This window comes from Bacteroides acidifaciens, from assembly GCF_024623065.1.
Taxonomy (GTDB): Bacteria; Bacteroidota; Bacteroidia; order Bacteroidales; family Bacteroidaceae; genus Bacteroides; species Bacteroides acidifaciens.
In genome coordinates this window covers 41,149-53,362 of sequence record NZ_JANJZR010000027.1, presented here as the reverse complement: position 1 = coordinate 53,362, position 12,214 = coordinate 41,149, and the positions used below count along the sequence as shown (strand labels likewise).

General features: G+C 41.3%; 10 protein-coding genes and 1 pseudogene. 8 read left to right on the top strand and 3 right to left on the bottom strand.

The window, feature by feature from the left end; translation table 11 throughout:
• Positions 1-629: 629 nt before the first annotated feature.
• The 4 genes and pseudogenes from NSB03_RS10090 to NSB03_RS10075 form a co-directional block, all read left to right on the top strand.
• On the top strand, positions 630-1,202 hold the full coding sequence (locus tag NSB03_RS10090) for a Crp/Fnr family transcriptional regulator (RefSeq protein ID WP_024988852.1): 573 nt from the start codon (positions 630-632) through the stop codon (positions 1,200-1,202).
• 106 nt (positions 1,203-1,308) lie between these two features.
• Complete coding sequence (locus tag NSB03_RS10085; protein ID WP_128824541.1) at positions 1,309-1,779, top strand: hypothetical protein; 471 nt, start codon at positions 1,309-1,311, stop codon at positions 1,777-1,779.
• Position 1,780: 1 nt separating this feature from the next.
• Positions 1,781-2,671: a DUF4377 domain-containing protein gene (locus NSB03_RS10080; protein ID WP_117987800.1), complete on the top strand. Its 891-nt coding sequence runs from the start codon at positions 1,781-1,783 to the stop codon at positions 2,669-2,671.
• A gap of 47 nt (positions 2,672-2,718) precedes the next feature.
• A pseudogene (locus NSB03_RS10075) lies at positions 2,719-2,802 on the top strand (helix-turn-helix domain-containing protein); the annotation flags it as partial.
• A 51-nt stretch (positions 2,803-2,853) separates the two neighbouring features.
• Here the strand turns inward: NSB03_RS10075 and NSB03_RS10070 are convergent.
• Entirely contained in the window at positions 2,854-3,567 is a 714-nt protein-coding gene (locus NSB03_RS10070) for a hypothetical protein (protein ID WP_371826229.1), read from the bottom strand.
• 28 nt (positions 3,568-3,595) lie between these two features.
• Positions 3,596-4,549, bottom strand: coding sequence for a bile acid:sodium symporter family protein (locus NSB03_RS10065; protein ID WP_128824317.1), 954 nt, complete (start codon positions 4,547-4,549; stop codon positions 3,596-3,598).
• Between the two features lie 81 nt (positions 4,550-4,630).
• On the opposite strand from NSB03_RS10065, the gene NSB03_RS10060 reads away from it, so the two are divergent.
• The 3 genes from NSB03_RS10060 (at position 4,631) to dnaA (ending at position 8,553) form a co-directional block, all read left to right on the top strand.
• Positions 4,631-5,887 (top strand): N-acetylmuramoyl-L-alanine amidase family protein, encoded by a 1,257-nt coding sequence (locus tag NSB03_RS10060; protein ID WP_065539368.1) that lies wholly within the window; start codon positions 4,631-4,633, stop codon positions 5,885-5,887.
• Positions 5,888-5,896: 9 nt separating this feature from the next.
• Positions 5,897-6,790, top strand: a complete 894-nt coding sequence (locus tag NSB03_RS10055) for an MlaD family protein (RefSeq protein WP_024987182.1) — start codon at positions 5,897-5,899, stop codon at positions 6,788-6,790.
• Positions 6,791-7,140: 350 nt separating this feature from the next.
• Complete coding sequence (dnaA, locus tag NSB03_RS10050) at positions 7,141-8,553, top strand: chromosomal replication initiator protein DnaA (RefSeq protein WP_024987183.1); 1,413 nt, start codon at positions 7,141-7,143, stop codon at positions 8,551-8,553.
• Between the two features lie 88 nt (positions 8,554-8,641).
• Here the strand turns inward: dnaA and NSB03_RS10045 are convergent, their stop codons facing one another.
• On the bottom strand, positions 8,642-9,385 hold the full coding sequence (locus tag NSB03_RS10045) for an NADPH-dependent oxidoreductase (RefSeq protein ID WP_024987184.1): 744 nt from the start codon (positions 9,383-9,385) through the stop codon (positions 8,642-8,644).
• Between the two features lie 284 nt (positions 9,386-9,669).
• Here NSB03_RS10045 and NSB03_RS10040 point away from each other — a divergent pair, with 284 nt between their 5' ends.
• On the top strand, positions 9,670-12,213 hold the full coding sequence (locus tag NSB03_RS10040) for an adenosylcobalamin-dependent ribonucleoside-diphosphate reductase (RefSeq protein WP_024987185.1): 2,544 nt from the start codon (positions 9,670-9,672) through the stop codon (positions 12,211-12,213).
• Position 12,214: the final 1 nt, after the last annotated feature.

Sequence of the window (12,214 nt, the reverse complement as noted above, 5' to 3'; positions counted from 1 at the left end):
AAGAGCCTGCTCCGAGTTTTGCCCGACACAGTTTTGAGAGTTGCTTTCGAGTATATTTTCTGTTGTTGTGAGCAGCATGACGGAGACTATGTGACGAATAAAAACAGGTCGGTAAAGCCTATCTAACATAATCTCAGGAGAATTTAAACAGGCTCTAAATATCAATATCTTATATTTATTATTTTATCTCATTCTTTCTCTTCTTCCACAACTGCCACGAATTAATGATATTCTGCCACATATTATATATATAACATCATATAAACCTGATTATCAAAACAAAAGCCCACCTATTACTAATAGCGGGTAACAAAATAGTAACAAAAAAAACGAAGAAATCGCTTTGTGGTGGGCTTCATGTGCAAAGGTAACAAAAGCCCTCTAACCATAAAAGTAAAACTGGCGAAAAGAATACTGTTTTTCTTTTCGCCAGCACATATAATTTGCTATCTAAATAAGTTTAGTTCGTTTTGGATATATAGACAAAGAAACGTACTAAACCTTTGAACTTAAAAATATAGCAAACATGTTATGTTACATACTTTTTTGAATATTTAAACAATGTAGTTAAGTACTATCAAGCATATTTCGGGTATTTTTTATACATTTGCTTCATTGACAAGTAAATGATGACTGAATTTAATTCATATATGAGCAATATAGACATAGACTTTTTTAAAGGGTTGTGTCTAAAATACGGAGAATTACGACATTATAAAAGGAATGAGTTCATTCTCCGTGAAGGTGATATATGTTCTTTCTTCGGGTTTATCCTGTCGGGCGTAGTTAAATACAGTTGTACCAATTGGACAGAAAACAAACTGTACAATGTCGGCTTTTCCTTTCCAAATGAATTTATAGCCGATTATCCCACTTGTTTATATAATATAAAGTCTGAATTGAATATACAGACGATAACCCCGTGTAAGATTTACATCTGTTCTTCCGAATTTTTACAACAAAAATTCGAGGAAAACAAAGAAAGTCAACGTATTGCCCGTATCGCAACTGAACAAGTGTTTTTCCAATCATATTCGCGTTATTTGGATTTATTCAGATTCACACCGGAAGAGCGTTATCTCCGACTTCTGGAAAGATGTCCTGACATCTTGCAGATGATGTCATTGAAAGAGATAGCGTCTTACCTCAAAATAACACCTGTACACATGAGCCGAATCCGAAACAAGCTGTGCAAGCGATAAACCTATGTTAAGAATATTATTCATTTAGCAAAATAAGAATCGCTCCTTATTGCCCAGCATCCTGCATTTACATATCTTTGGCACAATCACCAAAGCAGGAAAACAAATGAGAACAAAAGAACTTTTCGGAATAACAATGCTTTTTTTGTATGTATTCTGTTTTATCGGCTGTAGCAACGAAGATGAAGTCTTTCATTCTTTGAGTATGGACGTGGATGGTATAGAACTGACAAAAGAAAAAAAATCCGAAATATACTGGGGTGAGGCACCGGCCGACCGAATGAAATTTACAATAACCGGGAAAGGTAAATATGCTGATTTAACATACATAACGTCTGTCTGCATAGACGGTGTATCGCAGACTCAAAAAAACGACCAAGGTAAAAGAGAACCGGTTGATGAATATTCTGTTTGGGAAGGTGAATGGGGATATATCAAGTATCAGACAAAGCTACCCCCATATTGTATGCAGTTCGAATTAGCACCTAATACATCAGATAAGAAACGTTTCTATGAGTTTCAACTCGGATATGGATATTGGCATGCAATAGTGAAAATAATTCAAAAATCAAGATAATATGAAAACTACAAAATTATTAGGAATACTGATATTATTCTTCTGTACATTCGGTTTTATCAGTTGCAGCAATGACGAAAAAGAAGGAAGAAAAATCACCGATTATAAGGAATATGCCCTTACGGTGGCATCTGAAAAGCTTCCGGGTGTAGTGACTTCATGCGGTAATTATAATCAGGTGGACGTATATGCCGTTATGAAAGAAGGAGCCACGGAGTGGGAAGCACTGCCGGCAATCGAAGGATTTGAATACGAACCCGGATATGAATACAAAATCCGCATCAGTGAAACAAGCTATTTGGATTACACCATGGGAGACCCCGCATGGACGGAATACCACTTTCTAGAAATAATATCGAAAGAAGAAAAAACTTCCGCGAACCTTCCCCTCAACTTTATCCCTGCCTGGTACTATGAGGAGTTTTGCGCATATATAGATGCCGATTTTCAATATGCCATTGATGCAGACCAAGAAGAAAGCATTGAAAACGACCTTATGGCCAATGAAGTACTCTCTTCCCCAAATCTACGCTGTTACATTACCGGCCGATTTGAGAATTGGTTTTTATTAGACACAGAGAAGAATGTGGTAGAGCAAGGCATCCTTAAGACCGAAAGAAAGGATTACGAAGATTTTCCCGAAGCATACCGGCTGTTGCCTCCTAAAGGAAACGTATTGGGGTATATGCAATGGAAGTTCATAAAAGAAAGTGGTTCTAAAGAGAATGCGACACAATACGATGTATTTATTTGCGGCAAGGCTGTGAGCAAATCTCCCGCTCCCGAATCGGTAGTACCGTGGCTATACCAAGACCTTACCGTTTATTACCAAAACAAATATCCAGAAACAAATGTGAAGGCTGTCGTCATCTGCTATAAGATGAAAATCTGATATAGAATCACCTTTCCCAATCATTGGAATATTAAAGTTTTATTCGACTCCGGGAGTTCATCAAAGAAAGGTTCAGCATTACCACGCTACGCCAGTTCGAGAAAGAACACTGCACGAAGAAAAAAAAGTGAATCTGAAAATCCGGAACGGTGAATGGCTTCATCCGTTCCGGATTTCCCTGCTTATGGCTTACCCAACTTATCAGCTTCTTTCTTTAGCTGTTCGGCTTGCTCGTTCAACAGCCTTGCACGTTCCAGTGCTTCCGCCTGCTTTTGGATGCGGTATTCAAAATCCATCACTGAATCGGTCAAACTTCGGATAAAACCGTTATCCCGTTGCCATTTGAACTTGTTTTCCAGCATATCAAGAGTTTCCCCGTCTGCCTGTCCTTGCATCAGCAAATAGCGATATTTCATATCGTTGTCCTGCAACTGCTGCATACGTTCAGCCAAACGGACATTCAAAAATATGGAAACGGAACAGACAACCAGCACTGCCGAAAAAACAAACAATCCCGGACTAATCCAAGAAGCGACCTTGTTGTAAATCCAGTTATAGAACGGTAAGGGCATAGCTTCCTCTTTATCCATCTTGCAAGAGCCCAAAGTATCAATCATTACCTTGAAACAACGGTAGGTTTCCAATGTTATTTTCTTGGTGTCCTCTATGTTCTTCTGCTGACCTCGCATCCTGCTCCTTATGTCGTCAAGTTGGCTTTGAATAACCTGCAACTTTTCTTCGGGAACAGCCGAATTACTGTGCAGTTCCGACAACGCTTGTTCTATTACTCCCAGCCGTTCGAGAGTTTCCTCCCGACTGGCTGGCAAAACAAAGGCATTTATTAGACTAAACAAGAAAACAAGGAAAATAAAGGAAATTACGTTCAACAAATACAAAACACTAAATATCAATATCTTATATTTATTATTTTATCTCATTCTTTCTCTTCTTCCACAACTGCCACGAATTAATGATATTCTGCCACAACACATACGAGCCCGGCGCAACAGCGGACAACGGATCGAGATAGGCGTGAGCCATCCAAATAGCCAGAATCGTATTCTTCTGCCCCAACGCCTGACCGCCACTGATGCGGTCGTTATAGACGGAGCCGATAGTTTTTCCTAAAAAGAACTGCAAACAACAAGCTACCAAAGCTCCGACGGCAATCATGATTTCAGTAAACCTGTCAGCTGAATCATTGAGTAATGAATACAAAGTCTGAGCCGTAACGATGGCTAACGAAACAGCCCACAAGTAGAAAGCAAGTTCGTGATAACCTAATAGTTTCTGATGAACTTTCGGCAAACATTTACTCAACAGCCATGCAAGCAGGAACGGGCAAATCAGCAACGGGAATACTTTACTCAAAATAACGAAGAACGCTTGCCAGAATCCGACATCGGGATGTACCTCCACTAAAGGAAAAAGAACGGGTACGGCAATGGCTGCTCCGATATTAGCGAGCAACGTATAAGTAGTCAGACTCGCCGCACTACCCCCCAACTTGGAAGTAATCACCGCAGCAGCCGTAGCCGTCGGGCAAATAATACAAACCATCACTCCTTCCGCTACAATCTTATCGAACCGGTAAAGCAATAGGTAAGCCGCCAACGCACCGCCAATCTGAATAAGCAACAGCCATGCATGGAGAGGTTTCGGCTTCAAGTCACGTGGAGACACTTTACAGAAAGTCAGCAGCAACATCGTAAAAATAAGATAGGGAGTCAGAAAAGAAAAGCTGATGAACAGCGGATAACCTATAGCACCTACCAACATAGCAATAGGTAACGTCCAATTCTTCAAAAACTTAAGCATCGTCGTACATTTTAACTTCGAAGCGCAAAGTAACAGAGATTTCAGGAAAAAAGCTATCATTAAACCGAAAAAAACACAAAACTTAATGGCAAATAATGAGTTTTCTACAAATTTCTACTACATTTGCACCGTATTACAAATATGAAACTGAATAGACCATACATAGTATATATATGCATTTGCCTCTGGCTACTTTTTCTACCCTCATGTACCAGCCATTTATGGGGGAAGGACTTTGTAGTAGTTATTGACGCCGGACACGGCGGACATGACCCCGGCGCCATAGGCAAAACAGCCAAAGAAAAGAACATCAATCTGAACGTTGCCCTGAAAGTGGGAAACCTGATAAAAAGAAACTGCGATGACGTCAAAGTGATTTATACCCGCAGCAAAGATGTCTTCATCCCCTTAGACCGACGTGCCGAAATCGCAAATAACGCGAAGGCTGACCTCTTTATTTCCATCCATACCAACGCACTGGCAAACAACCGCACAGCCAAAGGTGCATCTACCTGGACACTAGGTCTTGCCAAATCGGACGCCAATCTGGAAGTTGCGAAACGGGAGAACTCCGTAATCCTCTACGAAAGCGATTATCAGACACGATATGCCGGCTTCAATCCGAACTCCGCAGAATCTTATATCATATTTGAATTTATGCAGGACAAGTACATGGAGCAGAGTGTGCATCTGGCTTCACTGATGCAAAAACAATTCCGCCACACCTGCAAACGGGCAGACCGCGGAGTGCACCAAGCAGGATTCCTTGTCCTGAAAGCAAGTGCCATGCCGAGCATCCTGATAGAACTGGGATTCATCTCTACTCCTGAGGAAGAACGGTATCTAAGTTCCGAAGCAGGAGCCTCAACCATGGCAAAAGGTATTTATCATGCTTTCCTGAATTATAAAAGAGAGCATGAAATACGTCTTACGGGAGTCAGCAAAACAATTATCCCTACCGAACGGGAAGAAAACGATGCTCAGGCAATTGCACAAAAAGACACGGAAAGCGTGACAACCCCTCAACAGAAGGAATTACTGGCAGAAGCCAGGACAAAACCTGCTTCGGCAACAAAAACGACAACAAACCGCCCGATTGCATCGGAAAGCGCAACCAATGACAGCGAAATTACGTTTAAGATACAGATACTCACCTCTTCCAAACCTCTTGCCAAAAACGACAAGCGGTTGAAAGGGCTGAAAAATGTGGATTATTATAAGGAAAAGGGCATATACAAATACACGTATGGAGCCTCTGCCGATTACAACAAAGTGTTGCGTACGAAACGCACCATTACGGCACAATTCAAAGACGCCTTTATCATCGCTTTCCGAAACGGGGAGAAAATGAACGTCAATGAAGCGATTGCCGAATTCAAGAAAAGAAGAAATAAATAAAAAGATAAAATGAAGTACATTACAAAAGAAGTCAGAATAGGTATTACAGGCATCATTGCACTATGTGTGCTTATATATGGAATTAACTGGCTGAAAGGTATACACATGTTTCAACCTTCCAGCTATTTCTATGCCAAATTTGAAAATGTAAACGGACTCACCAAATCAAGCCCGGTATTTGCCGATGGTGTTCGGGTAGGTATCGTACGTGACATCTATTATGATTATGCCAAACCCGGAAATGTAGTTGTCCAAGTGGAACTGGACACGGAACTGCGAATTCCCAAAGGAAGTAGCGCCGAGCTTGTATCCGAACTTATGGGAGGCGTACGCATGAATATTCTTCTGGCAAACAACCCGCGCGAAAAATATGCCGTAGGAGATACGATCCCCGGCACGCTGAACAACGGAATGATGGAAAGCGCGGCGAAACTGATCCCAAAGGTAGAAGAAATGCTTCCGAAACTGGATTCTATCCTCATCTCTCTGAACAATATATTAGGAGACAAGAGCATCCCTGCCACCCTGCACTCGATAGAGAAGACAACCGCCAACCTGGCAGTAGTCAGTTCGCAGGTAAAAGGGCTGTTGAGTAATGATATTCCTCAACTCACCAGTAAACTGAACACTATCGGAGACAACTTCGTCGCCATCAGCGGAAATTTGAAAGAAATAGACTATGCAGTCACTTTCAAAAAAATAGACGAAACGCTGGCTAACGTAAAAATACTTACAGAAAAATTAAACAGCAAAGATAACACAATCGGACTGCTCTTCAACGACCCGACTTTATACAATAATCTGAATGCTACAACTGAAAATGCAGCCAGCTTATTAGAAGACCTGAAAGAGCATCCGAAACGGTACGTTCACTTCTCATTATTCGGCAAGAAAGACAAGTAGCAGATTATCGTTATATAGATTTTATCTAAATAACGAAAGGCTTTCAAAAGCAAGTGGATTGCTCTTCAAATGTCTATCTACAAACTGAAATAATATTCCCGTACAAACGTACAAAGGTGAGAGAAATATTAGAATTACATACGTAAATCACTAATATATAGATACTTTTAAAAATGCAAGAGAGGGAAAACAGAGTGTGTCGGACAACAAATATATAAGTCATTGAAAGTAAACACATTATTGTTGGCATGAAAAAAACAAGAAAAAATGGATTTGTTTTTTCCGAATAAGATTCCCAATTTTGCAAACGTAGAAGTTTTGCTTAATTAATAAATGTATTAAAAGTTACTATGATTGAATCAAATCATGTCGTACTTTGGAACCGCTGTCTTGACATCATTAAAGACAATGTTCCCGAGACGACATATAATACTTGGTTTGCCCCTATTGTCCCATTGAAATATGAGGACAAAACGTTGATCTTACAGATCCCGAGCCAGTTTTTCTATGAAATACTGGAAGAGAGATTTGTAGATCTTATACGTAAGACATTATATAAGGTCATTGGCGAAGGAACCAAGTTGATGTACAACGTCATGGTGGACAAGACTTCGATTCCGAATCAAACCGTGAATCTTGAAGCAAGCAATCGTTCTACAGCTGTTACCCCAAAAAGCATAATCGGAGGAAACAAAGCTCCCAGCTTCCTACAGGCGCCTGCCGTTCAGGATTTGGACCCGCATTTGAATCCCAATTATAATTTTGAAAACTTCATTGAAGGATACAGCAATAAACTTTCAAGAAGCGTAGCGGAAGCCGTAGCACAAAAACCGGGAGGCACCGCTTTCAATCCGTTATTCCTTTATGGAGCATCCGGAGTGGGAAAGACGCATCTGGCAAACGCAATAGGAACGAAAATCAAAGAGATTTATCCTGGAAAAAGAGTATTGTATGTTTCGGCACATTTGTTCCAAGTGCAATATACGGATTCAGTACGTAATAACACAACCAACGACTTTATTAACTTTTACCAAACGATCGATGTATTAATCATTGATGATATTCAGGAATTTGCCGGAGTCACTAAGACACAGAATAATTTCTTCCATATCTTCAATCATTTACATCAGAACGGCAAACAGCTCATATTAACTTCAGACCGTGCTCCTGTATTGCTGCAAGGTATTGAAGAACGCCTCCTGACCCGTTTCAAATGGGGAATGGTAGCCGAGCTTGAAAAGCCGACAGTAGAACTTCGCAAAAACATTCTGCGCAACAAGATACATCGCGACGGATTACAGTTCCCGGAAGAAGTTATCGATTATATTGCCGAAAATGTGAATGAAAGTGTACGTGACCTGGAAGGTATTGTTATCGCCATCATGGCTCGTTCCACTATTTTCAATAAAGAAATAGATTTGGATTTAGCACAACACATTGTGCATGGCGTGGTTCATAACGAAACAAAAGCTGTCACCATCGATGATATCCTCAAAGTGGTGTGCAAGCATTTCGATCTGGAACCGTCTGCCATACATACAAAATCCAGAAAAAGGGAAGTCGTTCAAGCACGGCAGATCGCCATGTATCTAGCTAAAAACCACACTGACTTTTCAACTTCTAAGATAGGTAAGTTTATCGGTAACAAAGACCATGCAACGGTACTTCACGCCTGCAAAACTGTAAAAGGACAATTGGAGGTGGACAAAAGTTTTAGTGCAGAAGTACAGGAAATAGAATCGTTACTGAAGAAAAGAAACTAGAATAGTGATTAATGTTTAGTGATTAGTGATTAACGCCTTGAAGTATGAATGTGCAGTCTATTAATCACTAATCACTAAACATTAACTACTATTTCAAGAATCCCTGTCGGCGGAGCACTGCCAATAGATTTTCAGACATAAATTCGTTATCTTTCTTTGTATAACGCACGTCTGTAAAGACTTGAGCTAAAGTCTCTTTTTTATTTTCCTCGATAAATTGTTTGTTTTCCGGCAACGATTCTTTATATGCATAGAGCTTGTCTATCTCTTCCGACGTATAGTCGTGATATTTCTCTTCGTGCACGGCAGCTTCCAAAGGCAAGCGGTCTACCTGCGCAGGAATACCGTCGGGATAGCCTACCGTTATCGTTGTGAGAGGAAATACCAGTTCGGGAAGTTGAAGAGTATCAATAATCATTTGTGGATTGTAAGTAGTGGTTCCCAGATAACAAATGCCGAGTCCCGCCTCTTCCGCCAGCGTGCAGAAAGTCTGCGCAACAAGCAAAGTATCCATAGACGCATTCATAAAAGACATTAAATTATCATAGCCCGGCACCGCTTTCCGCTGCTCGCACCACTTGCTGAATCGGCGGAAATCAGCACAAAAAGTAAGTATCACCGGCGCATTTTTTACCATCGGCTGATTGAAATGAGCAGGCGAAAGTTTCTCCTTCATTTTAGCGTCGCGAGTGACAATCACACTATAAAGTTGCATCCCACCCATCGTAGAAGCGCGGAAAGAGGTTTCAAGCAAATCATTTAACAAATTTGGAGCTATGTCCTTAGACTGGTATTTCCTGATTGTTCTTCTGTTCTTTACGGTTTCAAACATATCTTTTTTCTGCAAAGATATAAAAAGAAAAAACTATTTCACCATACAGACAGAAAAGAAAAGTTTTCTTTTTGGAAAACTTTAACCTTTGAACAAAAATCAGATTTATCTGTTTATCAAACACTTATCGCAAATAAACGGAAAACTTGCGACCTGTTAATAAATTGTTTCATTTTTATTTTGTTAGATGAAAAAACATTCTTAGCTTTGCAGCCACATTTGTTAACAATAAGTAAACTTCTACAAATTACTTATTAAAAATCAGATTTAGCACAATTTGAATCGTGGAAAAACAAATTTATTCTTATGACGAAGCCTACGAAGAATCTTTACGATATTTTCAAGGCGACGAGCTTGCTGCAAGGGTTTGGGTAAACAAATACGCAGTAAAGGATTCTTTCGGAAATATCTATGAAAAGTCTCCGGAAGACATGCATTGGAGAATTGCCAATGAAGTGGCACGCATCGAATCAAAGTATCCGAATGCGCTTACGGCAAAAGAGCTGTACGATTTACTGGATCACTTCAGATACATCGTTCCCCAAGGTAGCCCGATGACAGGAATCGGCAACGACTACCAGGTTGCATCATTATCCAATTGTTTCGTTATCGGTGTAGATGGCGCTGCCGATTCTTACGGTGCCATCATCAAAATCGATGAAGAACAGGTACAATTAATGAAAAGACGTGGTGGCGTAGGACATGACCTGTCACATATCCGCCCGAAAAGTTCTCCCGTCAACAACTCCGCACTGACTTCCACAGGTCTTGTCCCATTCATGGAACGGTATTCTAACTCGACCCGTGAAGTAGCTCAGGACGGACGCCGCGGTGCATTGATGCTAAGCGTGTCTATCAAGCATCCGGACTCGGAAGCCTTTATCGACGCCAAGATGACAGAGGGAAAGGTGACCGGAGCAAATGTATCGGTAAAACTGGACGATGCTTTCATGCAGGCCGCCATAGATGAAAAGCCTTATGTACAGCAGTATCCTATCGACTCTGCCAATCCCGTATTCACCAAAGAAATCGACGCTTCTACTTTATGGAAGAAGATTGTTCATAATGCATGGAAGTCAGCAGAACCGGGTGTATTGTTCTGGGATACGATTATCCGTGAGTCTGTGCCCGACTGTTATGCCGACTTGGGTTACAAAACCGTATCGACTAACCCATGTGGTGAAATTCCTTTGTGTCCTTATGACTCTTGCCGCCTGTTGGCAATCAATCTATATTCGTATGTAGTTAATCCTTTCAAGCCGGATGCATACTTCGATTTTGACTTATTCCAAAAGCACGTAGCTTTGGCTCAACGCATCATGGACGATATCATTGACCTCGAACTGGAGAAGATCGAGCGCATCATGAAGAAAATTGATGAAGACCCGGAAAACGAAGAAGTGAAATATGCGGAACGTACACTTTGGGAGAAAATATACAAGAAGAGCGGACAGGGTCGCCGTACTGGTGTAGGTATCACTGCCGAAGGGGATATGCTTGCCGCTTTGGGACTGCGTTACGGAACGGAAGAAGCAACGGAATTCTCTGAAAAAGTACACAAGACAATAGCTCTCGGTGCCTATCGTTCTTCAGTAGAAATGGCTAAAGAGCGTGGTGCTTTCGAGATATACGATAACAAACGTGAACAGAACAATCCTTTCATCCAACGTTTGGCGGAAGCAGATCCGGCACTGTACGAAGATATGAAAAAGTACGGACGCCGTAATATCGCTTGTCTGACTATTGCTCCTACCGGAACAACCAGTCTGATGACTCAGACAACTTCGGGTATCGAGCCTGTATTCCTGCCTGTTTACAAGCGTAGAAGAAAGGTGAATCCGAACGACACAAATGTACATGTAGACTTCGTTGACGAAACCGGAGACGCATTCGAAGAATATATCGTATTCCACCACAAATTCGTTACGTGGATGGAAGCGAACGGCTACGACCCTGCAAGACGTTATACACAGGAAGAGATTGACGAAATGGTGGTTAAATCTCCTTACTATAAAGCTACTTCCAACGATGTTGACTGGTTGATGAAAGTGAAGATGCAGGGAAGAATCCAGAAATGGGTAGACCACTCCATCAGCGTGACAATCAATCTGCCGAATGACGTAGACGAGAATTTGGTGAACCGCCTGTATGTAGAAGCATGGAAATCCGGTTGTAAAGGCTGTACCGTATATCGTGACGGTTCACGTTCCGGTGTATTGATATCTACGAAATCGAATAAAGACAAAAAAGAAGGACTTCCTCCTTGCAAACCGCCTACGGTTGTAGAGGTACGTCCGAGAATATTGGAAGCAGACGTAGTGCGTTTCCAGAATAACAAGGAGAAATGGGTGGCTTTCGTCGGCTTGCTGGACGGACATCCTTATGAAATCTTCACCGGTTTGCAGGATGATGACGAAGGTATCCTGTTGCCCAAGAGCATAACTTCCGGACGTATCATCAAGAACGTTGACGAGGACGGCACGAAACGTTACGACTTCCAATTTGAGAACAAACGCGGATATAAGACAACTATCGAAGGATTGTCAGAGAAGTTTAACAAGGAATATTGGAACTATGCGAAATTGATTTCGGGAGTACTTCGCTACCGGATGCCGATTGAGCAGGTGATCAAACTGGTAGGCTCCCTGCAATTGAATAGCGAAAATATCAACACCTGGAAAAATGGTGTGGAACGTGCCTTGAAGAAGTATATTCAAGATGGAACCGAAGCCAAAGGTAAGAAATGTCCGAACTGCGGTAATGAAACTTTGATTTATCAGGAAGGTTGCCTGATCTGCACAAGTTGCGGTGCTTCCAGATGTGGATAAA